At 74.7% G+C, this 21,200-nt stretch carries 23 protein-coding genes; 9 read left to right on the forward strand and 14 right to left on the reverse strand.

From position 1 onward, the window contains the following. The first annotated feature begins 269 nt into the window (after positions 1 to 269). A complete protein-coding gene (locus tag M8316_RS11320; RefSeq protein WP_250054626.1) occupies positions 270 to 620 on the forward strand; it encodes a hypothetical protein in 351 nt (116 codons plus the stop codon). A gap of 23 nt (positions 621 to 643) precedes the next feature. Here M8316_RS11320 and M8316_RS11325 read toward each other — a convergent pair whose 3' ends face one another. Then, complete coding sequence (locus M8316_RS11325) at positions 644 to 2,428, reverse strand: DUF429 domain-containing protein (protein ID WP_250054627.1); 1,785 nt, start codon at positions 2,426 to 2,428, stop codon at positions 644 to 646. Between the two features lie 103 nt (positions 2,429 to 2,531). On the opposite strand from M8316_RS11325, the gene M8316_RS11330 reads away from it, so the two are divergent. Continuing rightward, positions 2,532 to 2,873 (forward strand): DUF2200 domain-containing protein, encoded by a 342-nt coding sequence (locus M8316_RS11330; RefSeq protein WP_250054628.1) that lies wholly within the window; start codon positions 2,532 to 2,534, stop codon positions 2,871 to 2,873. Between the two features lie 45 nt (positions 2,874 to 2,918). Here the strand turns inward: M8316_RS11330 and rnhB are convergent, their stop codons facing one another. Both rnhB and M8316_RS11340 read right to left on the reverse strand, forming a co-directional pair. Next, positions 2,919 to 3,584 carry a ribonuclease HII gene (gene rnhB / locus M8316_RS11335; RefSeq protein WP_250054629.1) on the reverse strand — a complete coding sequence of 222 codons (666 nt, stop codon included), beginning with the start codon at positions 3,582 to 3,584 and terminating at the stop codon, positions 2,919 to 2,921. Between the two features lie 63 nt (positions 3,585 to 3,647). Beyond that, positions 3,648 to 5,042 carry a PAS domain-containing protein gene (locus M8316_RS11340; RefSeq protein WP_250054631.1) on the reverse strand — a complete coding sequence of 465 codons (1,395 nt, stop codon included), beginning with the start codon at positions 5,040 to 5,042 and terminating at the stop codon, positions 3,648 to 3,650. A 523-nt stretch (positions 5,043 to 5,565) separates the two neighbouring features. Between M8316_RS11340 and M8316_RS11345 the strand changes: the two genes are divergently transcribed. Continuing rightward, positions 5,566 to 7,791, forward strand: a complete 2,226-nt coding sequence (locus tag M8316_RS11345) for a sensor histidine kinase (protein WP_250054632.1) — start codon at positions 5,566 to 5,568, stop codon at positions 7,789 to 7,791. A 41-nt stretch (positions 7,792 to 7,832) separates the two neighbouring features. Here M8316_RS11345 and M8316_RS11350 read toward each other — a convergent pair whose 3' ends face one another. Continuing rightward, a complete protein-coding gene (locus M8316_RS11350; protein ID WP_250054633.1) occupies positions 7,833 to 8,474 on the reverse strand; it encodes a class I SAM-dependent methyltransferase in 642 nt (213 codons plus the stop codon). A gap of 226 nt (positions 8,475 to 8,700) precedes the next feature. Here M8316_RS11350 and M8316_RS11355 point away from each other — a divergent pair, with 226 nt between their 5' ends. After that, positions 8,701 to 9,549, forward strand: a complete 849-nt coding sequence (locus tag M8316_RS11355) for a helix-turn-helix transcriptional regulator (RefSeq protein ID WP_250054634.1) — start codon at positions 8,701 to 8,703, stop codon at positions 9,547 to 9,549. A 43-nt stretch (positions 9,550 to 9,592) separates the two neighbouring features. On the opposite strand, the gene M8316_RS11360 is transcribed toward M8316_RS11355, so the two are convergent. From M8316_RS11360 to aqpZ, 5 genes are all read right to left on the reverse strand, one after another. Continuing rightward, positions 9,593 to 9,778, reverse strand: a complete 186-nt coding sequence (locus tag M8316_RS11360) for a hypothetical protein (RefSeq protein WP_250054635.1) — start codon at positions 9,776 to 9,778, stop codon at positions 9,593 to 9,595. Between the two features lie 140 nt (positions 9,779 to 9,918). Further along, entirely contained in the window at positions 9,919 to 10,182 is a 264-nt protein-coding gene (locus M8316_RS11365) for a hypothetical protein (protein WP_250054636.1), read from the reverse strand. Positions 10,183 to 10,367: 185 nt separating this feature from the next. Continuing rightward, a complete protein-coding gene (locus M8316_RS11370) occupies positions 10,368 to 10,571 on the reverse strand; it encodes a cold-shock protein (protein WP_250054637.1) in 204 nt (67 codons plus the stop codon). Positions 10,572 to 10,834: 263 nt separating this feature from the next. After that, positions 10,835 to 11,518 (reverse strand): type 1 glutamine amidotransferase domain-containing protein, encoded by a 684-nt coding sequence (locus tag M8316_RS11375; RefSeq protein WP_250054638.1) that lies wholly within the window; start codon positions 11,516 to 11,518, stop codon positions 10,835 to 10,837. 19 nt (positions 11,519 to 11,537) lie between these two features. After that, positions 11,538 to 12,278 carry an aquaporin Z gene (gene aqpZ, locus M8316_RS11380; RefSeq protein WP_250054639.1) on the reverse strand — a complete coding sequence of 247 codons (741 nt, stop codon included), beginning with the start codon at positions 12,276 to 12,278 and terminating at the stop codon, positions 11,538 to 11,540. A gap of 263 nt (positions 12,279 to 12,541) precedes the next feature. On the opposite strand from aqpZ, the gene M8316_RS11385 reads away from it, so the two are divergent. Further along, positions 12,542 to 13,453: a homocysteine S-methyltransferase family protein gene (locus tag M8316_RS11385; protein WP_250054640.1), complete on the forward strand. Its 912-nt coding sequence runs from the start codon at positions 12,542 to 12,544 to the stop codon at positions 13,451 to 13,453. Between the two features lie 108 nt (positions 13,454 to 13,561). Beyond that, entirely contained in the window at positions 13,562 to 14,347 is a 786-nt protein-coding gene (locus tag M8316_RS11390) for a DUF1206 domain-containing protein (RefSeq protein ID WP_250054641.1), read from the forward strand. Here M8316_RS11390 and M8316_RS11395 read toward each other — a convergent pair. Both M8316_RS11395 and M8316_RS11400 read right to left on the reverse strand, forming a co-directional pair. After that, positions 14,311 to 15,129 (reverse strand): phosphatase PAP2 family protein, encoded by an 819-nt coding sequence (locus M8316_RS11395; protein WP_250054643.1) that lies wholly within the window; start codon positions 15,127 to 15,129, stop codon positions 14,311 to 14,313. The genes M8316_RS11390 and M8316_RS11395 overlap by 37 nt on opposite strands. Continuing rightward, the gene (locus M8316_RS11400) at positions 15,126 to 15,878 is read right to left on the reverse strand and encodes a phosphatase PAP2 family protein (protein ID WP_250054645.1); all 753 of its coding nucleotides are present in this window, start codon (positions 15,876 to 15,878) and stop codon (positions 15,126 to 15,128) included. The genes M8316_RS11395 and M8316_RS11400 overlap by 4 nt, the downstream gene beginning before the upstream one ends. 96 nt (positions 15,879 to 15,974) lie before the next feature. On the opposite strand from M8316_RS11400, the gene M8316_RS11405 reads away from it, so the two are divergent. Next, positions 15,975 to 16,763: a class I SAM-dependent methyltransferase gene (locus M8316_RS11405; RefSeq protein WP_250054647.1), complete on the forward strand. Its 789-nt coding sequence runs from the start codon at positions 15,975 to 15,977 to the stop codon at positions 16,761 to 16,763. 75 nt (positions 16,764 to 16,838) lie between these two features. On the opposite strand, the gene M8316_RS11410 is transcribed toward M8316_RS11405, so the two are convergent. Beyond that, positions 16,839 to 17,492 carry a class I SAM-dependent methyltransferase gene (locus tag M8316_RS11410; protein WP_250054651.1) on the reverse strand — a complete coding sequence of 218 codons (654 nt, stop codon included), beginning with the start codon at positions 17,490 to 17,492 and terminating at the stop codon, positions 16,839 to 16,841. A gap of 147 nt (positions 17,493 to 17,639) precedes the next feature. Between M8316_RS11410 and M8316_RS11415 the strand changes: the two genes are divergently transcribed. Continuing rightward, on the forward strand, positions 17,640 to 19,190 hold the full coding sequence (locus M8316_RS11415; protein WP_250054653.1) for a phage tail sheath family protein: 1,551 nt from the start codon (positions 17,640 to 17,642) through the stop codon (positions 19,188 to 19,190). A gap of 5 nt (positions 19,191 to 19,195) precedes the next feature. Further along, a complete protein-coding gene (locus M8316_RS11420; RefSeq protein ID WP_250054655.1) occupies positions 19,196 to 19,798 on the forward strand; it encodes a hypothetical protein in 603 nt (200 codons plus the stop codon). On the opposite strand, the gene M8316_RS11425 is transcribed toward M8316_RS11420, so the two are convergent. Continuing rightward, positions 19,780 to 20,070: a hypothetical protein gene (locus M8316_RS11425; protein ID WP_250054657.1), complete on the reverse strand. Its 291-nt coding sequence runs from the start codon at positions 20,068 to 20,070 to the stop codon at positions 19,780 to 19,782. The two genes, M8316_RS11420 and M8316_RS11425, sit on opposite strands and share 19 nt — an antisense overlap. A gap of 106 nt (positions 20,071 to 20,176) precedes the next feature. Next, complete coding sequence (locus M8316_RS11430; RefSeq protein WP_250054658.1) at positions 20,177 to 21,160, reverse strand: uracil-DNA glycosylase; 984 nt, start codon at positions 21,158 to 21,160, stop codon at positions 20,177 to 20,179. Positions 21,161 to 21,200: the final 40 nt, after the last annotated feature.

A 21,200-nucleotide genomic window follows, 5' to 3' on the forward strand; every position in this document is an offset into this window, starting at 1 on the left:
GGGCGCAGTCTCGCGCCTGACGCACCGACTCGCCCCAGGTCAGAGCCGGGTCGGCCCCGGGACGCCCCGGGGTGGACCCGGATCGGGCAGGGGGGAGGGACGAGCGATCGGTCCAGTCCAGCGTCAGGGGACGCGGTACTCGGGCCGGCGACAGGTCCAGACCGCAGGGGGTGCGTGAAGAAGTCGTGAGGGCGAGCGCGTGACCACGCGCCCCGCGCCTCGTTCATCCCTGCACCAGCCCACGCCGAGTCGATGCCCAGGAGGTCGCCATGACCAGCACCGCTCCCCTCAGCTCCGCCCGTCCCGTCTCCACCGCTGCCCTCCAGCAGTTCCAGGCGGCGCACCGGCGGACGTGGGACGTGCGGCTGGTCGGCGAGTCCTTCCCGGCCGTGCTGGACCACCTCGAGGCCCGCTACGCCATCGGCACCGACGAACTGGGCCGGGTGCTCATCCAGCACCAGCCCACCGGCGAGGTCGAGACGTTCGCGACCCGCGACCTGGCCGTGGCCCTGGACGTCCTGCTGACCCGCGAGATCGAGGCCGCGCAGGAGCTCGACCGGCAGCACGCCGGTGCGGGAGCGCACCGACGCTTCCAGGTGCTCAGCTTCTCCGCCGCCTGATCCGTCCCGCCCCCGACGGGACGTCAGTCCGCAGGCCCGTCGGCCCGCGCCTCGTCCATCTGCGCCAGCCGGGCCGCGAGCAGGTCGCGCCGGTGCACGTTGCCCTGCAGGCCCACGTAGCCGTCCCGGTAGGCGCCGAGCAGGGCGTCGTCGAGCCGCCGCACGGCACCGGGCGGGAACCGGTAGCCCATGGCCTCGTTCAGGCCGGTGAGACGCGGGTCGCGCAGCACCCCGCCCAGCTCGTCGAGGCTGGTGATGCCGACCTCCAGCAGCAGCCCCGCGATCCAGGCGTAGTGGTCGGAGCGCGACCAGCCGGCGTCGTGGAACTGGCCGGCCAGGTAGGCCGCCAGCTCGCGCGGGTCCAGGCGCGGGTCCTCGGGCTCGGGCCTGGGCAGCCCCTCCACCGGATCGCCCTGCTCCCCCGGATCGGTCCCGGCGTCGGGCCGGCTCCGTAGCCGCTCGCGGATCGCGGAGAACTCCTGGTCGGCGAGCTCGAGGAGCCCCGCGGCCAGCGTGAAGCGGCGGTCCAGGTCGCGCGCGTGCTCGGCCGGGACGCGGCCCTTGTAGCGCGCCTCGTGCTCGAACTCCGCCCACGCGTGCTGCAGGACGGTGCGCAGCTGCACCTGCGCGTCCCGGCCGTGCAGCTCGGGCCGGGCCTCGCGCAGCTCGTCGGGCGCACCGAGCAGGAGGTGGCGGCTGGCGTACCCGAACCGACCCTCGCTCGCCGTCGCCTGCCCCATGTCCCGGTCGTCGAGCACGTCGGCCTGGGCGGCGAGCAGGTCGGCCACCGCCGTGACGTCGCTGTGCACGTAGGTCACGACCCGCACCCCGAGCACGTCGGTGATGTCGCGCAGGGGGTCCGGGTAGAGCGGCTGCCCCGCCTCGTCCAGGCGGGTGGCCTTCTCCGCGAAGGAGGTCACGCTCTTGGTGCGGCCGGTGACGGTGAGGTAGTTGATGCCCGCCTCGTCGAGCACCTCGGTGACCAGCTCCACCCAGGCGCGCCCGGCCTCGACCAGCGCGGGCTGGTCGTCGGCGTAGGCCTGCACGGCGCGGGCCACGGGGTCGTCGGTGCGGCGGGGCGCGGGCACCGCCCCGCTGGACGTCGGCAGCGCCGGCGTCACGATGTAGCCGGTGGCCAGGTCCCCGTACGTGGCCGTCTGCTCGGGCCGGTGGTCGGCGAACCAGGCGACGTAGGCGCAGACGACGGCGTCCACCTGGTCCTCCACCACCCGCAGCTGCGACTTGCGGGTGGCGGCCTCGACCTGACGGCGCAGCGCCTGCCACGCCGCGTCGACCGCCACGATGGTCTCGACGTGGCCCATCAGCGTGAGCAGCTCGCGACGCAGCAGGTCCAGGTCGCGCCCGGGCTTGGCCTTGTACTTCAGGGTCCGCTCGAGGTCGAAGAGCACCACGCTCGCGGCGTGCGGGTAGACCTCGATGGCGCGGCGGGCGCGGCCGCTGCGCGGGTCGGGGTCCAGCCCCAGCAGGCGGCACACGCGGCGGGCACGCGTGCGGCCCTCCGCGAACTCGGGCTTGCCCGTGTTGGAGGGGTGCGTGCCGGCCTCGAAGCGCCGGAAGTCCTTGCTGAGCGCCTGCTCGGCCGGCCGGGAGCCGGTGGCGTTGGTGACGACGATCGGGGCGTCGATGCCCACCAGGCACTCCTCGGCGGTGAACGTCTCGAGCGCCTCGCCGATCTCGGCGTCGGTACGGACGGTCGAGACGTGCAGCAGCCGGGCGTCGGCGTCCAGCACCGCCAGCCCGGTCGGGTTGCGCTCGCCCCAGGCGAGGTCGACTCCCACGTAGTGCACGGGCTCATCCTGCCGGGTCGCCCCGGGGCGGCGCTCGGCGCCACCCCGGGGCCGGACACGTCGAGGCAGGCGCACGGGGCAGGCGGGCCGTATCGTGCTCGACGTGCACCGCATCTTCACCACCCCCGTCGCCGACGTGTGGCCGGCCTACGTCGCCAAGGTCGAGCGCAAGGGCCGCACGGTCGCGGAGCTGCGGGCGGTGACGACGTGGCTCACCGGGTTCGACGACGCCGCGCTCGACGCGCACCTCGCGGCCGGCACGACGTTCGCGGACTTCTTCGACGACGCGCGGCTCAACCCCGACGTCCACCTGGTCACCGGGGTCGTGTGCGGCGTCCGGGTCGAGGACGTGGAGGACCCGCTGATGCGGCGCATCCGCTACCTCGACAAGCTCGTCGACGAGCTGGCCCGCGGCAAGGCGCTGGAGAGGGTCCTGCGCTCCTGACCTGCCCGACCGACTGACCTGCCCGACCGACGCGCCTGGGCCGGCTCAGCCCCCGAACAGGCTGAGCTGCACGATGCCGCGGCGGGCGTGCTCCCACTGCGGGTGCCGGTCCATGAACGACCAGCTGGTGCGGTGCTCCGGCGTCGGCCCCAGCCGGCCGATCGCCTCCTCGTGGGCCTCGGAGAGGTAGCCGACGTTCTCCGCCAGGCCGTAGCCGGGGTGGGTCTCGGCGAGCACGCGCATGGTGCGGTCGCGGTGCTCCTTGGCCAGCACGGACGCGGCGGCCACCAAAACGCTGGTGCGGTCGGCCCCCGCCCGCGCGGTCACGGACCAGGGGTGCCCGACGTAGTCGTGCGGCCCGTCGAGCAGGACGTGGTCGGGCCGCTGCGGCAGCGCCTCCAGGGCGCGCCGGGCGGCGAGCCCGAGGCAGCGGGCCATCCCGAGGTCGTCGATCTCGGCCGCGTCGGCGTGCCCGAAGGCGTGCCCGGCCACCCAGTCGGTGACCTCGAGCTCCAGGCGCGCCCGGGTGGCCGGCGTCAGCAGCTTGGAGTCGGCCAGCCCCTCGGGGGCCGGGCGTGGCCCGCCGACGACGGCGCACACGACGAGGTCACCGGCGGCCGCGCCGCGCCCCACCTCGTCCACCCCGGCCAGCACGGCGGCCCCGGTGGTGGCGCGCACCTCGTCCTCGAGGTCGTGGGTCGGCAGCTGCACCCGCCCATCCTCGCGTGCGGGCACCCGGGGCCTGCGCAGCCGCGCCGCGGCCGCCGCACGCCGTCAGCGGCCGACGTGCTCCAGCGCGGCGAGCACCGCGCGCAACGAGTCCTGCACCGCCCGCTCCTCGCTGACCGCGTCCTCGACGAGCCGGGCCAGCGTGGTGCCGCCGGAGATCTTCGAGCCGGCGGCCTTGGCCAGGGCCCGCACCTCGTCGAAGAGCTGCAGGGCGCTGTCGGGCTCCTCCAGGCGCACCGACTCCACCCGGCCGTTGAACGCCAGCAGGCTGATCTGCACCAGCGAGTCGGCCACGTGCTCCAGCGGTCGGCCCAGCCCCGCGGAGAGGCGGCGCAGCTCGTGCAGCGCGCGGGCCGAGGCCTCCACGTCACGCGAGAGGTTCTCGACGAGGCCGCGCAGGTCGGTGAGGCGGACGGGGTCGGGCTCGCCGGCGGTGAGGTCCTCGACGAACACGTCGATGACGTCGAGCTGCATCTTGGCCGAGGACACGGCGAAGGTGAGGTCGGTGAGCTGCCCACGCACCGCGTCGATGGTGTCGCCGACAGGCGTGACCAGACCGGCGAAGCGGGTGGCCTCGTCGTTGATCAGCCGGGCGACGGCCGAGAGGCCGGCGCCCGACGCGCCCACCTGGTAGCCGAGGATCTGGCTGTTGAGGCTGAACCGGCGGATGGTGCGGGCCAGCGTGCGCAGGTAGCCCGCCTCGTCCCCGAGCCGGGTGCTCTCGGCGCTGAAGGGGCCGAGGTTGCCCACGAGCCCGTCGAGCGCGGCCACCAGGGCGGCGTGCGCCCGGTCCAGCTCCACGGTGCCGCCGTGACCGGCGCCGGTGCGGACGCGGCGCCCCGCCCCGTCCGTGCCCCGGCGGCCGTGCCCGGAGAGCTCGGCCCGCGCCGAGACCTCCCGCGGCAGCATCTCGTTCTGGAAGTCGCGGTACGAGGCGTAGCCGGCCTCGGCGAGGATCTCCAGGAGCCGGGCGTGCCCGCCCTCGGCCACGTCGCGCGCGGCCAGGCCCTGGGCCTGGCGCGTCTCCTCGTGCTCCAGCACCTGCTGGTAGACCGCGGAGACCAGGTCGAGCGTGGCGGGGTGGCAGGGCTTGGCCCGCACCGAGAGGTACTCACCGCCACCGCCGACGGGACGGATCGAGGCGAGGGTCCAGTAGTGGCTGCCGTCGCTAGCCAGGTTGTCGGTGTAGGCGACGACCTGCCGCCCGGCCTCGATCTCGGACCACAGCAGCCGGAACAGGCCGCGGGGCATGGAGGGGTGCCGGACGATCGAGTGCGGCGCCCCGTCGAGGTCGGCCAGGTCGTACTTCGAGACGCGGGCGAAGACGCTGTTGCCGGAGAGGATGTGGCCCCGGGCGTCGGTGCGCGAGAAGAACAGGTCGGTGGGCGGGAAGGTGGTCTCGGCCCCCGTGGGGGTCGGACGCGTGCGGGCGATGGTCATGGCGAGGTCTTCCTGGCAGCACCGACCCGGACTCCGGTGGACCCGGTCGTGCCTGCCCCATCGGCCGCTCTGCCGCAGGCGTGAGGGGCCGTCCGGCCCCACTTCGCCGGGCAGGTGGCCGTGGCACGTGGCGCGCCGCCCGTGAGGGTGCCGTGAAACTGTCGTGCCGATCGGCGGCGAAAGTCCCCGACAGGTGACAGAGTGCTCCCACGGGTATCGGCCGGCACGCCGCTGCTCGTCCCCACCCCCCCCACCGCAGCGTCCGGCGCACCGGAGACGCGGGACGGACTCCCTCGTCGGTCCCGCACCCCCGGTGGACCACCGCCTCGGCGCCGCTGCAGCACAGCAGGAGCAGTACTTGTCGACGTCGAGGGTCACACCTCCCCGCCAGCCCGCGCCGGACCGGCGCGGCGCGGGGCTTCCGCCGCGCGCGGGCGTCCCCCCGTTCTCCCGCGCCCGCCCCGCCGGCACGCCCCTGCCCGGCCCCGGCGGAGCCCCCAGCCCGTCCCCGGCGCCGCCCCGAGTGGTCGCCCGCGCCTCCTGGTGGGTGCACCTGGCGCTGTGGCTGGGCTACGCCGGCTCGCTGGCGCTCGGCCGACTGCTGCTGGGCCCCGACAACGTCTCGCTCGTCTGGCCGGCGCAGGGTGTCGGCGCCGTGATCCTGCTCGTCAGCGCCACCTCGACCCGCCGGGTCCTCGCCGTCGGCGTCGGCCTGGCCGCGCTGCACCTGCTCGCGAACCTCCTGACCTCCGCCCCGCTCGGCCTGACCCTCTTCGGCACCCTCAGCGGCATCGTCGAGGCCGGCGTCGCCGCCTTCCTGGTGCACTCGCTCCTCGTGGTGCCCCGGCGCCAGCGACTGGCCACCGGCGAGGTCCGGCCTCCCGCCTCCGCGCTGCCGCACGCCGGGTCCGTCGCGGCCACCGGTCCGGCGCGCATCGGCGCCGACTCGACGCCCGCCGACGTGCTGGAGCCGACCCGCGCGCGGCTGGTGACGGCCATGGGCGTGTTCCTCGCGGTCGTCCTGATCGCCTGCGCCGCCGGGGTCCTGGTGGGCACCGCCGGCCTCACGGCCACGGGCTTCCCGGTCACCTCCAGCACCGTGGGCGCCTGGTTCGCGCGGCACATCCTCGGGATGGTCCTCACCCTCGGTGTCGCCCTCCTCCTCGGCCACCTCGACGAGGACGGCGCGGTCCGGCTGCGTCCGGCCTGGCGACGCCCCACGACCACGGTGCACGCCCACCGGGACGGGCTGGGCGCACCCGCCGTCGAGACCGCCTGGATCGTCGTCTGGTTCCTCGTCGCCCTCGGCTGCCTGTTCTGGCCGTTCCCGCAGACCGCCAGCATCGCCCTGCTGGCCTTCGCCTGGATCGGGGCCCGGGCCCGCGCGTCGCTGCTCGTGGTCCTCGTGTGGGTCTACGTGGTCGTCGTGCTCGCCGCGGCCCGTGCCGGCGGCACCACCTTCGCCCAGATCACCGACACGACCTCCGAGTCGTTCGCCGTGCAGCTGTTCCTCTCCTGCGTGATCGCGGCGGCGACCCTCGCCCACGCCTACACCCGCGACTACCGCCGCTTCACCGACACCCTGGCCGCCAGCAGGGGGCTGCACCTGCGCCGCGCGCAGCTGCTGAGCGCGATCACGGACAACATGCGCGACGCCCTGGTCGTCCTGGACGAGGAGGGCCGTCTCGTGGAGGCGAACGAGGCCGGACGCCGGCTGATCGCCGCCACCCGCCGCTCGGCGCCCGACGAGCCCCTCGACCTCGGCCTGGCCCACCCGGACGGCACGCCGCTCGCCGAGGAGGACCGCCCCACCCGGCGCGCGCTGCGCGAGGGCACGGTGCCCGGTGTCGACCTCCGCATCCCCACGGTGGACGGGGACCACATGATCTTCCAGGTCTCGGCCCGGCGGCTGCCCGCCACCGGTGAGGGGGACCGGACCCTCGTGCTGGCCATCGGCTCCGACGTGACCGACGAGCGCGAGCGCACGAACCGGCTCGCCGAGTTCGCCCAGATCGCCGCCCACGACATCCGCAGCCCGCTCACCGCCGCCTCCGGGTGGCTCGAGATGGCCGGCGTGCACCTGGGCGGCGTCGACGCCGACCCCGTGCCCGACCCGCCCCCGACACCGGGCCCGGACGCCACCGAGGACGAGCGCGCGCTCTACGCCGTCCGGCTGGCCACGCGCGCGGTGGAGCGCATGGACGACGTCCTCGCCGACCTGCTGGCGCAGGCCACGGCCGAGGGCGCCGCGCTGCACACCGAGGAGGTCGACCTGCTCGGCCGCCAGGGCCTCATCCCCGAGGTCGTGGCCGAGACCGCGCCGCACGCGCGGATCGTGGTCGACTCCTCCCACACCCGGGTGCTGGCCGACCCGCAGATGCTGCGCCAGCTGTTCCGCAACCTGGTGGGCAACTCGGCCAAGTACATGCCGACGGGCGTCCTGCCGCAGATCGCGGTGCAGGCCTACCTCGAGGACGACCGGCTCCAGGTGCGACTGACCGACAACGGCATCGGCATCCCCGAGGAGTGGCAGGAGCGGGTCTTCTCCCGGTTCACCCGGGCCCACGCCCACCTGCCGACCTACGAGGGCACCGGCCTGGGCCTGGCGATCGTCCGCTCGGTGGTCGAGCGGCACGGTGGCCGCATCTCGTGCTCGACCCCGCCCAAGCCCATCGACCCGCACGGCGGGCCCGGCACGACCTTCGCCTTCGACCTGCCGGCCTGGCCCGACGACCTGCCGGGCCGCTGAGGCACGACCCGGCAGGTGCCCGCCACCGCGGGGTGAGGGGGTCAGGCCGCAGCGACGGCGACGGGGACCGCGACGGCCCGCGTGAGGTGGTTCAGCAGCGGGAGCATCACCCGCGGCCCGACGTGGTCGGCCGCGCTGCTCTGGAGCACCCAGCCGGGGCTCTCGAACGGCTCCAGCACCACGCGGTTCGTGTGGCAGCCGCCCACGAGGGCCTTCTGCACGGGGTTGAGCACGTCCTGGGCGCGGGCCGCCACCGGACGCGGGTCGCGGCCGTGCTCGAGCAGGTGCAGCGCCCCACCGGGGCGCAGCAGGCGGCGCACCTCGGAGAGCACCGCGTCGCGGTCGGGCACCGTGCACAACGTGAACGTGATCAGCACGTCGTCGAACGAGCGGTCCTCGGCGTCGATCCGCCCCGCCCCGTCCAGGCCCACGCGGTCGACGGGCACGCGGGAGGCCCCGCGGGCCTGCTCCGACATCCGCCAGCCCACGTCGCTGGGGTCGACCGCGTGCACCGCCGTCACTGCATCAGGGAGGTGCGGGAGGTTGAGCCCGGACCCGAACCCGATCTCCAGCACCTCCCCGTGCAGCCCCTCGGTCGTCTCACGGCGCAGCTGCTCGAGCCCCGGGTTGTCCAGTGCGGCGTGCACGACGTGCGGCACGACGCGGTCCGTCCACCAGCCCATGGCGGTCTCCTCCCCCGCCGCGACCGCGGCGCTCCGACTCCCGGTGCGAGCCTGCCGGACGTCCGGGGCGACCTGCCATACGCGGATCCGCGTACGTGCGCGCCGGCCGGGGCCCTGACCTGTGCGTCCGCCGTCCCGCGAACGTTTCCTTGACGGAAAGCCGGGTGCGCAGGGTAAAGACCTCCCGCATCCTTCGAGTCACGCGACACGTGGGGGGAGACCACTGATGTACGTGCCGAGACTGTCTCGAGCGGACCTGGACGACATCCGTGCGGTGGTGACGGAGTGCGAGCGCGCGGACGGGAGCCTGCCCCTCCCGTGGACCGTCGTCGACCTGCTCACCCGGCTGCTGCGCACCCAGCAGTGGGCCGTGTTCGCCACCAGCCTGCGCACCGGGTCCACGTGGTTCACGCAGGGCTGGGACATGGTGGACGGACGCTACGTGATGGGCGTCGAGTACGACACCGAGCACGTGCAGGCGCACCCGCTGTACTGGCAGCTGGCGTGCAGCCTGCCCGAGCGCACCGGGGACCTCGCCTCCATCTGGACCGACGACCTGATGCGCACCGTCGCCGGCGACCGCGCGCTGCGGGAGTCCGCGGACCTGGCGATCGCCGCGTCGGACGGGTCCGCGGACGCGGCACCGCCGGAGGGGTACGAGATGATGATGTGCTCCCTGCTGGAGCCGGCCCACCAGCTCCGCGTGCTGGCCGTGCTCGACGACCCGGTGCGCGAGCGGGACCTGTTCCTGCTGGAGCTGCTGCGCCCGCACCTGGTGCAGGGCACCGCCCGCTGGCGTCGCGCCCACCCGCCGAGCCTCGGCCTGACCGCTCGCCAGGTCGAGATCCTCAGCCGCGTCCGCGACGGCCTCACCAACCGGCAGATCGCCCGACGCATGGACCTCTCCGAGGGCACAGTCCGCACCCACCTCAACCACGTCTACAGCCGGCTCGGCGCCACCAGCCGAACCGACGCGGTGCGCCGCTTCTTCGAGACCGACCCCCGGACGTTGCTCGTGCCCGAGGCCGTGCACCACGACCCGTACGGGCCGAGCCTGTCGGCGGAGCGCGGCTGACAGCCCCGGTGCAGGGTCGCTGCACCGGGGCCGGCCGACCGGGTCAGTGCACCGAGCTGGTGCACGTGGGCGGCGGCACCTCGCCCGGCCAGTGGGCCTGGGTGATGAAGCAGCCCCGCTCGAGGACCTCGCGCTCCTGCGGGACCGGGACGGACGTGGTGGCGGGCACCCCGAGAGCGACCTGCGCGAGGAGCAGGGCGGTGAGGTGCGGAGCAGGGACGAACAGCATGGCGACCTCCTGGGTGTCAGCCGCCCGGCCTGGTCGCCGAGCGGCGAGTCCAGCGTGCGCCGCGTCACACCCTCTCCGGTATCCGCGGTCCTGCGTACGCGGATCCGCGCAGCGGGGTCGGGGCAGCAGGAGGGCAGGCCTCAGTCGAGCGGGGGCAGCCACTCCGGCGGCACCGTGTCCCCCGGGCTCATCGGCAGGTAGGGCTCGCCGGCACCGGCGGGGCGACCCGAGAGCGCGTGCTCGGCCTCGAGAAGGTCGGCCAGCTCCAGCGCCTGGCGCGCCAGCACCTGGGCGAGCGACTGCAGCTGCTGGGGCGAGCGCTCGTCCTCCAGCCCGAAGGCGAGGTGGGTGAACGTGCGCGCGAGGGCGCTGGCCTTCTCGGTGGTGCGGTCGTGCGCGTTCATGGTGTCTCCTCGGCAGCTCCCCGGGCGGCCGTGCGAGCCACCCTGCTCACCTGTCCACGTCGGCAGGGCGAGGGTCACGCTGAGGGGAACCGGTCACACCGGGGGGTCGGGGCACCAGGGGCCTCCGGACAGCACGAGGCCCCCACCGCGAGCGGTGGGGGCCTCGTCCGGGACTACCCGGTGAATCAGAGGGGGCGGACGTTCTCCGCCTGCGGGCCCTTGGGGCCCTGGGTGACGTCGAACTCGACCTTCTGGTTCTCGTCGAGGGACTTGTAGCCGTTGGACTGGATGGCGGAGTAGTGGACGAAGACGTCCGCGCCGCCGCCGTCCTGGGCGATGAAGCCGAAGCCCTTCTCAGCGTTGAACCACTTGACGGTGCCCTGAGCCATGATCTGTTCCTTGCGTTCGGTGTACCGGCGGGCGACCTGCCTGCCGGGGAGAGCTGAAGACATCTGGTGTAACTGATGTCCAGCGAACCGAAGACCAGAACTACTACGAGATACCAGCCGGGCGTCGTGCCCGGCAAGAACGACCGGGGTCGTCCCTTCAACGTGGGCAACGCTACGGCAAAGAGCGCCGCGACGCACCCCCGAGTCCCACACGTCGTGCAGCGTGTCGCACTGGGGGTCGTCCTCGGCGTGGTGCGGCGTGCTCAGAGCAGGCCCGCGACGGCCTGCGCCGTGCGTCGCGCGGACGCCGGGTTCTGGCCGGTGACCAGGCGTCCGTCGACCACGACGTGGGGTGCGAACGGCAGGCGGCCCTTCACGTAGCGGGCGTCCCGGGCGCGGGCCACCTGCTCGGCGTTGTACGGCACGTGCCGGTCGACGCGAGCGAGCCGCTCCTCGGCCCACGCGAACCCGGTCATCCGCCGGTCGGCGATGAGGTGGGCCCCGTCGTCCAGCGTGACGTCGAGCAGGCCGCAGTAGCCGTGGCACACCGAGGAGACGACGCCGCCGGAGGTGTGGACGCCCCGGACGAGGTCCTGCAGCGCCGTGGACCCCCGGAAGTCGTACATCACGCCGTGCCCGCCGGTGAGGTAGACCGCCGAGAGCGAACCGGGGTCCACGTCGCGCACCCCGACGGTGTCCTGCAGCAGCGCCATCCGCGCGGGGTCGGCCAGCCAGGTGCGCCCGCCTCGGTCGAGGTTGCCCGGCCCCAGGGAGCGTGGCTCCAGCGGCACCGGTCCGCCGGCCGGGCTGGCGATGCGCTGCTCGACGCCGGCGCGCTCGAAGACCTCCCAGGCGTGGGTCAGCTCGGTCAACCACAGGCCCGTGGGGCGACCCGGGTCGTCGTAGTGGGCGACGTTGGTGACGACGTGCAGCACGGTCGGAGGCATCGCGCTCCTCGGGTCCGGGTCAGGTCTCCATGGCCTCCGGGAGGCTCACGGCCTCGTCGTCGGCGAACAGGACGGCGTAGGAGAAGCCTGCCACGAGCGCGCCCGCGATCGGGGCGACGACGAACAGCCAGAGCTGCGCGACGGCGTCCGCGCCGGCGTAGAGCCCCACGCCGATGGAGCGTGCCGGGTTCACGGAGGTGTTGGTGACCGGGATGCTCACGAGGTGGATGAGGGTCAGGCTCAGGCCGATCGCGAGCGGGGCGAACCCCTTGGGTGCGCGGGAGTCGGTGGAGCCGAGGATGACCCAGAGGAACACCGCGGTGAGGACGACCTCGGTGACCAGGCAGGCCACCAGCCCGTAGCCCATGGGTGAGCGGTCGCCGTAGCCGTTGGAGGCGAACCCGGACTCCCCCGCCGAGAATCCCTCCTGCCCGGAGGCGATGAGCAGGAGCACCCCGCCGGCGACGAGCCCGCCCGCGACCTGGGTGAGCAGGTAGGCGGGCGTGTCGCGCCAGGCCATCCGCCCGCCCGCGGCGACACCGAGGGTGACCGCGGGGTTGAAGTGCCCGCCGGAGAGGTGGCCCACGGCGTAGGCCATCGTGACCACGGTCAGGCCGAAGGCCAGCGCGACGCCGAGCCAGCCCACCCCCACGTCCGGGTTCGTGGTCGCGAGGACGGCGGTGCCGCAGCCGCCCAGGACCAGGACGAAGGTGCCGAGGAACTCGGCGGCCAGGCGGGTGCTCAGGCTCGGTGTGGACATCGTTTCCCCCCCGGAGGACGTCGGAGCCCGAGCCAAGCGGGGCAGCGCCTCCCCCGCCTCGCCCGGGCCGGGTGACTCCACCGCCGCCGCTGCCCTCGCGGTCTGGACGTGGCCGCGGGGCCGGTCGCTCTGCTACCCACGGGAGTGACACGGGTCACGGACGGCGCACGGGTGCCGACGATCAGGGCCGAGGTACAGGGCCGAGGTACAGGGCCGAGGTACAGGGCCGAGGTACAGGGCCGACATACAGGGGGAGAAACGAGATGGACGACCTGCTCGAGGACCACACGTGGGTCACGGACGGCGGCCTGGAGACCGACCTCATCTTCAACCGGGGCGTCGACCTGCCGGAGTTCGCGGCGTTCCCGCTCGCCGCGGACCCCGAGGGTCGCCGCACCCTGCTCGACTACTACACCGGGTACGCCGCGATCGCCCGGGCCGCCCGGGCCGGGCTGCTGCTGGAGTCCGCCACCTGGCGCGCCAGCCCCGACTGGGCCGAGCGGCTGGGGTACGGCCCGGCGGCGCTCGACGCCGCCACCCGCGAGGCCGTGACGGTGGTGCGCGAGGCGTGCGAGGCCTCGGGGGCCCGGCACGCGCTGGCCTCGGGGTCGGTCGGGCCGCGCGGCGACGGGTACCGCTCCGGCGGCACCGACGCCGACGAGGCCGCCGAGTACCACCTGCCGCAGGTGCGCGCGATGGCCGCCGCGGGCGCCGACCTCGTCCACGCGATGACGATGACCGGCGCCGCGGAGGCGATCGGCGTCGCCCGCGCCGCCCGCGAGGTGGGGCTGCCGGTGGCGGTCTCGCTCACGGTCGAGACCGACGGCACCCTGCCGGACGGTCAGCCCCTGGGCGAGGCGCTCGCGGCGGTCGAGGCGGCGGCCGCGCCGGACTGGTTCGGCGTGAACTGCGCCCACCCGAGCCACCTCCTCGCCGGGCTCGACGGTGGGGCGTGGCAGCAGCGGATCACCTTCTTCCGGCCCAACGCCTCCACCCTCTCCCACGCCGAGCTGGACGAGAGCGAGGAGCTGGACGCCGGCGACCTCGATCTCCTCGCGGCCACGACCGCGCAGGTGCGCGAGCGCACCGGCGGCATCCGCGTGCTCGGCGGCTGCTGCGGCACGGACGCCCGGCACGTCGCGGCCCTGTGGGACGTCGCCTCCTGGGCGGTGTGACGCGACCGGTCCGCACCGGGGCGGGCCGGGTGTTCCGCCGCCCGCGGCGACGCAGGACGCTGTGCCCATGAGGTGCGGTCGGTGGGTGCGTCGGACGAGGCGAGCGACGTGAGCACGGCGGACACCGTGCGCGAGCACGCACGCGAGGCCGGGGACTCCCCGGTGGTGGAGTGGGGCGCCCGTCTGGGCTACGCCGCCAACGGCGTGCTGCACCTGCTGCTGGCGTGGCTGACGTGGGAGATCGCCGAGGGCACCTCCGGCGACCAGGCCAGCCAGTCCGGTGCGCTGGCCGAGCTGGCGCGCCAGCCCGGCGGTCAGCTGGCGCTGTGGGTGCTGGTGGCCGGGTTCGCGCTGCTCGCCGTGTGGCAGCTGACCGAGGCGATCGTCCGGCGGCGTGCCGGCGACAAGGCCAAGGCAGCGGCCAAGCTCGTCGGCTACACCGCGATCGGCTGGACCGCCGCCGTCTTCGCCGCCGGGGGCCGGAGCTCCTCGAACCGGACGACGTCGGACTTCACGAGGATGGTCATCGGCTGGCCCGCCGGTCAGTGGCTGGTGGGCGCGGTCGGTGCCGTCGTCCTTGCCATCGGCGGCTACCACGTGGTCAAGGGAGCCCGCCGCGCCTTCCTGCGCGACCTGCGCGAGCACCCGGGCGTCCCGGCGGTCGTCGCCGGGGCCGCCGGGTACGTCGGCAAGGGCCTCGCGCTCGTGGCCGTCGGCGTGCTGTTCATCGTCGCCGCGGCCGAGCACGAGCCCGGCCGGGCCACGGGGCTGGACGGCGCGCTGCGCTCGCTCCAGCAGCTGCCGGCGGGCCAGGTCGTGCTCGGCCTCGTGGCGCTGGGCCTGGCGTGCTTCGGGGTCTACTCGTTCTTCCGGGCGTGGTTCGCGCGGGTGTGAGCCCCGCCGCCGCGCGAGCGGCGCAGCCAGTGCCACGCCAGCCAGACCGCCACCACCCCGTTGAGCAGGCCGGCCACCACGTCGCTGACGTGGTGCATGCCGCGGTAGACGCGGGCGAGCGCCACCAGGAACGGCAGCAGCAGGAGCACGACGAGACCGACCCGACGCAGCCCCTCGAGCAGCGAGCCGCGCGCCGGGCCGAGGGCGAGGAGCACCACGAACAGTCCCAGGTACAGGCCGGTCGCCGCACCGGTGTGGCCGCTGGGGAAGCTGGAGGTCGGGGGCGACTCGTCCAGCTTCGGCACGTCCGGCCGGTCGCGCGCCAGCAGCAGGGTCACGAAGAAGAAGACCAGCGCCTGGCCGGAGATCGCCACCAGGGGCACCACCGCGGACCACCAGTGCCCGAACCCGCCCGTCCGTGCGCGCCACCACAGCAGCGCGACCGCCACGAGGCAGACGCCCACGATCGTGATCGTGTTGCCCGCGTAGGAGAACAGCTGGCTGATGGTGTTGCCGGCCCCGGTGCGGTGCTGCACGAACCAGCGGTTCACGCCCTCCTCGGCGCTGCCGAGGCCGGCGAACGGACCGTCCACGATCAGCCAGCCCGTGCCGAGCAGCAGCCCGAACCAGGCCACCAGCGGAACGGCGACGCGCAGCCCCAGGTCCCGCAGTGCCTCCCCCGCGGACGGCGACGTGGTGTCGCGCTCCCAGCGGTGCAGGCCTCCCCCGCCGCCCGAGTCCGCACGCTGGGCGACGTGGGTGCGCGTGCTCGCGGTGCTCATCGGCGTGCTCCTGTCCGGGCGGAGCCGGACTGGTCCGCGCCCTGGTCCTCACGTGGGTCCTCGTGCTGGTCCTCGTCCTTCGCGGGGATCGACGGCGTCCACCCGCGGAAGCCGGCGTGCGAGGCGAGCACCAGGCCCGTGCCGAGGACGACCCCGGCGGCGACGTCGGAGGGGAAGTGCGCCCCCAGGAAGACCCGGTCGAGGCAGGCCATCAGCACCCAGCCGACGGCGACGAGCAGCGAGACCACCCGACCGCGCCGGGCCAGCAGCGGCCAGAGCAGCAGCACGCAGGTGGTGGCGATGACGGCGGAGTTGAGCGCGTGGCCGGAGGGGAAGCTGTAGGAGCCGAACTGGCTCACCGGGTCGTCCAGCACGGGACGGGCCCGCCGGACGATCTCCTTGGTGGTCACGCCGACCAGCCAGCCGCCCGCCATCGTGGCGGCGGCCCACCAGGCCCGCGTCCGACGCGCGGGGCGGCGGCCGACCCAGAAGCAGAGCGGCAGGCCCACCACCGCGTAGGCCAGCAGCGGCTGGCTCAGCGTCGACCAGACGAGCAGGAAGTCCTTCAACCACGGGTGCGCCAGCGTCACCGAGGTGGCCGCGAGCACGACGTTGCGGTCGGCCTCGACCAGCGGGGTGAAGGAGGCGTGCACGAGGTAGGCCAGCACCGAGAACGGCACGACCACCACCAGCGCGTAGAGCGCCGCCCACGCCAGGCGTGTGAGCCGGTGTCGCAGCAGAGGGGACATACCTGGCAGATGTATCCACCTGGCGGCGGTTCAGCCTCACCCTCGCAGGTCAGGGCCGTGCCGGCCCCGCCACGCGGTCAGCACTACCCTGACCGCGTGGCCCCTCCCGCGTCCCGTCGCGACCTGTTCACCGGTGCCGCCGACGACTACCACCGTCACCGCTCCGGGCTGCCGCCCGAGGTGGTCTCCCTGCTCGCACCGCTCCTGGGCACGCCGGGTGCGCGTCGGCTCCTCGATCTCGGCACGGGCACGGGGCTGGTCGTCGACGCGCTCCTGCCCCACCTCGACGAGGCGATCGGCGTCGATCCCGAGCCGGAGATGGTCGCGGTCGCCCGACGTGAGGTCGCGGACCCGCGGGTGCGGTGGGTGGTGGCGGCGGCCGAGGACTTCCGCCCGGACGACGGCTGGGCGGCCGAGCTGGTCACGGTCTGCCGCGCCTTCCACTGGATGGACCCGGACGCGGTGCTCGCGCGACTCGCCGAGCACGCCTCGTCCACCGCGACCGTGGCGGTGATGGGCGACGCCAGCGTCTGGACCTCCACGCAGCCGTGGAAGCAGGAGGTGCGGGCCCTGATCCAGTCCTTCCTCGGGGAGCGTCGACGTGCCGGCTCGGGGGTGGGCCCGGCCGACGGCCGCCGCCACGAGGACGTGCTCGCCGCCTCCCCGTTCGGCCGGGTCGAGCAGGTCACCGTGCCCGTGGTGCACGAGCGCAGCATCGACTCGGTGGCCGGCTACCTGCGCTCCACCTCGTTCGCGGCGCCGCGGCTCTTCGGGGACCGGCTGCCGGCGTTCGACGCCGCCCTGCGGACGCTGCTCGCCGAGCACGCGGTCGACGGCGTCGTCCGCGACGAGAACGTGTTCGGCGTGCTGCTCGCGCGCCGCTGACCAGCCGGGCCGTCCTGCTCGCTGCGCCCTCCCGGCACCTCCCGCTGCCGGCAACGCCCGGTCCCGATGGCAGGCTCACGCACCGACGCGCGCCAGCAGGACGGCCTGGTCGTCGACCTCGGAGCCGACGGGGCCCCGCACCATCCGGGCGGTATCGACGAGACCCGCGCCCGCGCACCAGGAGGCCACCTCGTCGGCGGTGAAGCGGTAGCGCAGCAGGGTCACCTCGTGGCCGTGCCGCCGGTGCGAGGGGGCCGTGTCGCGGGTGCCGGTGCCGGCCTGGAACGCCGCGACGAGGTGGCCACCGGGGCGCAGCACGCGACGGGCCTCGGCCCAGATCCGCTCCTGGCCGTCGCGCGGGGTGTGGATGGTGGAGTACCAGAGCACGACGCCGTCCAGCGAGGCGTCCTCGTGCGGCAGCCGGGTCAGCGGGGCGACCTCGAAGGAGAGGTCCGGCTGGTGCTCGCGGGCCATCGCGATCATCCCGGGCGAGAGGTCGGCGCCCCGGACGGCGAGGCCGCGGTCGGCCAGGTAGCGCGTGATCCGTCCGGTGCCGCAGCCGGCGTCGAGCACGCGTGCACCGGGCCCGACGGCCGCCACGAACGCGTCCAGCACCGCCAGCTCGAGCGGGGTCTCGGCGCGCGTGTCGGGCAGGAGGGCGGCGTAGGTGGCCGCGACCGTGTCGTAGGCGAGCGCGACCGCCTCGGGGCGCTGATCAGGCTCGGGCACGCCGGGACCCTAGCGCCCGCGCTCCGCGCGGCGCCCGCACCATCACCCGACCGGCCCGCAGGAGACACGTCGCCCGCCGGAGAGCCTTTACTTCCCTGCGCCCACGGGGTAGTCCTGGCACGACGGCCGCCGGCGAAGGGAACCGCGATGCCCTCGAGCCACAGCACCCCCGGGGTCCACGTCGAGGAGCTGCCGCCGACCGCGCGCACCATCACGGCCGCGAGCACGTCGACCGCCGCCTTCGTCGACTGGTTCCCCCGAGGCCCGGTCGGCACGCCGGTGCGGGTGACCTCCGTGGCCGAGGCGGCGCGGCTCCTCGGTGGGCTGCACCCACGCAGCGAGGCGTCCTACGGGTTGTGGCAGTTCTTCGCGCAGGGCGGGCAGGTCGCGTGGGCGGTGCGCGTGGCCGACCCGGCCGACACCGCCGCGTCCGTGGACCTGCCGGCGGGCCGCGCCCGCCGTGGGACCGCGCTGCACGTCACCGCCGCGAGCCCGGGCGCATTGGGGTCGGGGCTGCGCGTGGCGGTGGTCGCGGGCAGCCGGCGGGGCCTCTTCAGCCTCTTCATCCGGGAGGAGGACGACGGGCGGGTGGTCGCCGCCGAGGAGTTCCGCGACCTCGCCGACCCCGCCGAGGCGGTGGCCGTCGTCAACGCGGCCTCGCACCTGGTCCGGCTGGCCGTGGGGGCCGAGGGCGTCAGGTCACCACGGCGGGGCGCCGCCACGGCGAGCGGCGAGCCGGACGACGGCGCGGCGGTGAGTCCGTGGCAGGCGATGAGCGTGGCGGGAGCCGACGCCCCCGACCCGGTCGACGGCCTCGCCAGCCGGCTGCTCGCGGCGCTGCCCACGCTCGCCGGGCTGGAGCCGCCCATCGACCTGCTCTGCCTGCCCGCCACCGCCGGCCTGCCGCCGGCCGAGCAGCGTGCCGTCGTGGAGGCGGCCGTGAGTCTCTGCGCCGAGCAGCGGGCGGTGCTGCTCGCCGACGCCGCCGCGTCCGAGGCCGGTGCCGGCGCTGGCGCTGGTGCTGAGGAGGTGGCCGCGCTCGTGGGGCCGGTGCTGGAGCGCACGCGGGACGCCGCGCTCTTCCACCCGCGCCTGCTGGTGCCCGACCCGCTCGCGCCCGGGCGCTCCCGCAGCGTGGCCTCCAGCGGGGTGGTCGCAGGCGTGATGGCCCGGACCGACGCCGCCCGGGGCGTCTGGACGCCGGCGGCGGGGCTCGACGCCGGCGTGCACGGGGTCTCCCTGGCCACGCCCGTGAGCGCGGACGACAGCGAGCGGCTCGCCCCTCTGGGAGTCAACACGCTGCGGGAACCCCCGGGCACCGGGGCCGTCGTCGTGTGGGGCGCGCGGACGTTGAGCAGCGACCCCGAGTGGCGCTACCTGCCGGTGCGGCGAACGGCCCTGCACCTGGAGCGCAGCCTCGCGGCAGGCCTGGGCTGGGTGGCGTTCGAGCCCAGCACGCCGGCGACGTGGGAGGCCGTCACCCTGAACTGCACGTCCTTCCTGGAGGGGCTGTTCCGCCAGGGGGCGTTCCAGGGCAGCACCGCTCGTGAGGCGTACCTCGTGCGCTGCGACCGGTCCACGATGACGGCGGCCGAGGTCGAGTCCGGCGTGGTGACCGTGCTCGTCGGGTTCGCGCCGCTCAAGCCCGCCGAGCTCGTCGTCCTGCGGCTGCGCCTGCGGGCCGCGGGCGGGAGGTGAGGCCGGTGCCCGCCTTCACCTGGCTGCCCGCCAACCACGCCACGCGCGAGGACGTCGACGCGGTCTTCGCCTCCAGCACCGCCCAGCGCTGCCGCTGCCAGGGCCTGAAGGCGCCGGGCTGGATCTGGCGCGACACCACGCAGGACGAGCGGGAGGCCGCGCAGGTCGAGCAGACCGCGTGCGGCACCGACGGCCCCACGTCCGGCCTGATCGGCTACCTCGACGGCGAGCCCGCGGGGTGGGTCGCCGTCGAGCCGCGCGAGCAGTACCCACGCATCTGGAGCCGCCGCCAGCCGTGGATGCGGATGGACCCGGAGCTGGAGGGCGTCTGGTCGGTCACCTGCTTCGTGGTGCGCAAGGAGATGCGCGGGCTGCGGGTGATGTACGACCTCGCGGAGGCGACGGTCGAGCACGGCGCGCAGGTGGGCGCCCGGCTCCTCGAGGGCTACCCGATGGAGCCGCCGCCGGGCAAGAAGGTCATCTGGGACGAGGCGTCCGTCGGTCTGCTTCAGGTGTTCCTGCACGCCGGGTACGAGGTGACCGCCTCGCCCACCCTGCGGCGGCGGGTGGTGCGGCGAGCGCTACCGGCTCACGTGGACTTCAGGTAGACGAGCAGCGCGATGGTCGCGGCGCACACCACGACGTAGCCCAGCTTCGCCGCACCGCGTGGCTGCTCCCGCCGGTACTCCACGGAGACTCCCCAGCCGATGGCGGCCCCGCCCAGCAGACCCACGAGGCCGGCCACCGACCCGCCGTAGGCGATCGGGACCAGCACGGCGCCCACCACCCCGAGGATCGCCGCCAGTGCCAGCGGATGAGTGGCCAACCAGGATCGGTTGCGCTCCTGGGTGGGCGACAGGTCGTCGGTCTCGAGGCGCACGGCGGCTCCTTCGTGCTGCGGGTCGTGTCGTGGCGGCCGCTGGACGCCGCCGGGCGTCAAGCCCAGCAGAACCGACCGACCGCGGCCTCACCCGGGGCGTAACGCCTCAGAGCGAGCCCGCCCAGTCGATCTCTCCACGGCCGTGCGCGGACAACGCCTTGTTCGTCCGCGTGAAGGGCCTGCTCCCGGCGAAGGGCACGGTCGCCGATGGGTATGACGTCGGGTGGGCAGACCGGAGCACCGTGTGCCCGGTTCCCTCGACCAGCTCCGCCTTGCCGTGGGCGTGGGACCCCCAGAGGACGAAGACCACGTGCTCGGGCTTGGCCGCCACCGCGCGGATCACGGAGTCGGTGAAGGCCTGCCACCCACCGTTGTCCCCCTTCCAGTCGCGGTGGACGGCTCGGTCGGCGTCGCTGCCGGTGCGCAGCGTCAGTGCCGTGTTGAGCAGGAGGACGCCCTGTCGAGCCCAGCCCTCGAGGCTGCTTCCCGTCGGGGCGGGCAGCCCTGTGTCCGCGGCCAGCTCCTTGAAGATGTTCCGCAGGGCCGGCGGTCTCGTGTCGGACGTGGTGGAGAAAGCCAGTCCGTCGGCGTCTCCGGGCGTCGGGTACGGGTCCTGACCGACGATGACGACACGGATGTCGGCGAACGAGGTCAGCTCGAGGGCACGGAAGACCGCCGACTCGGCCGGGACCACGTCGTGCGCCCGACGCTCGGCGTAGAGGAAGGACACGAGCTGCGGCCACAGCAGCGCAGGCAGCTGGGACTGGAGTCGGTCGGCCCAGTCCCGGGGCAGCCAGCCGCCGACCGGAGGCGGCCGTTCCTCCTCACGGACGGAGGCATGCTGTCGCAGCGCCTGAAGCACGGGCTCCCAGTCGCGACCGAGCTGCCCGTCACCGGCGTGGTGCGCTTCCCGGACACGCCAGAACGCCCATGCCCGGAGAAGGTCGACCCCGCACCAGCCGGGGACCCGGCCGTCGCTGTCGAACTCCGCCATCGCCGGAGCGAGCAACCGCTGCAGCTCCCGCGGTTCGGCCAACCGCTCGTAGGCGTTGTAGCCGAGCGCCCATTCCAGCTCTTCCGGTGAAGCCATGACGAGATCATGGCATTCCTGACGTCACGATCGTTGCAGC

Origin of the sequence: Nocardioides bruguierae (assembly GCF_023554635.1) — a bacterium.
Classification (GTDB): domain Bacteria; phylum Actinomycetota; class Actinomycetes; order Propionibacteriales; family Nocardioidaceae; genus Nocardioides; species Nocardioides bruguierae.

Excerpts from the sequence above, each read along its gene's own strand:
- M8316_RS11385 (WP_250054640.1), top strand. The coding sequence starts at position 12,542 with ATGGACGACCTGCTCGAGGACCACACGTGGGTCACGGACGGCGGCCTG.
- M8316_RS11360 (WP_250054635.1), bottom strand. The coding sequence starts at position 9,778 with ATGCTGTTCGTCCCTGCTCCGCACCTCACCGCCCTGCTCCTCGCGCAG.
- M8316_RS11350 (WP_250054633.1), bottom strand. The coding sequence starts at position 8,474 with ATGGGCTGGTGGACGGACCGCGTCGTGCCGCACGTCGTGCACGCCGCA.
- M8316_RS11320 (WP_250054626.1), top strand. The coding sequence starts at position 270 with ATGACCAGCACCGCTCCCCTCAGCTCCGCCCGTCCCGTCTCCACCGCT.
- M8316_RS11340 (WP_250054631.1), bottom strand. The coding sequence starts at position 5,042 with ATGACCATCGCCCGCACGCGTCCGACCCCCACGGGGGCCGAGACCACC.
- M8316_RS11365 (WP_250054636.1), bottom strand. The coding sequence starts at position 10,182 with ATGAACGCGCACGACCGCACCACCGAGAAGGCCAGCGCCCTCGCGCGC.
- M8316_RS11370 (WP_250054637.1), bottom strand. The coding sequence starts at position 10,571 with ATGGCTCAGGGCACCGTCAAGTGGTTCAACGCTGAGAAGGGCTTCGGC.
- M8316_RS11400 (WP_250054645.1), bottom strand. The coding sequence starts at position 15,878 with ATGTCCCCTCTGCTGCGACACCGGCTCACACGCCTGGCGTGGGCGGCG.
- M8316_RS11415 (WP_250054653.1), top strand. The coding sequence starts at position 17,640 with ATGCCCTCGAGCCACAGCACCCCCGGGGTCCACGTCGAGGAGCTGCCG.
- M8316_RS11375 (WP_250054638.1), bottom strand. The coding sequence starts at position 11,518 with ATGCCTCCGACCGTGCTGCACGTCGTCACCAACGTCGCCCACTACGAC.
- M8316_RS11395 (WP_250054643.1), bottom strand. The coding sequence starts at position 15,129 with ATGAGCACCGCGAGCACGCGCACCCACGTCGCCCAGCGTGCGGACTCG.
- M8316_RS11430 (WP_250054658.1), bottom strand. The coding sequence starts at position 21,160 with ATGGCTTCACCGGAAGAGCTGGAATGGGCGCTCGGCTACAACGCCTAC.
- M8316_RS11355 (WP_250054634.1), top strand. The coding sequence starts at position 8,701 with ATGTACGTGCCGAGACTGTCTCGAGCGGACCTGGACGACATCCGTGCG.
- aqpZ (WP_250054639.1), bottom strand. The coding sequence starts at position 12,278 with ATGTCCACACCGAGCCTGAGCACCCGCCTGGCCGCCGAGTTCCTCGGC.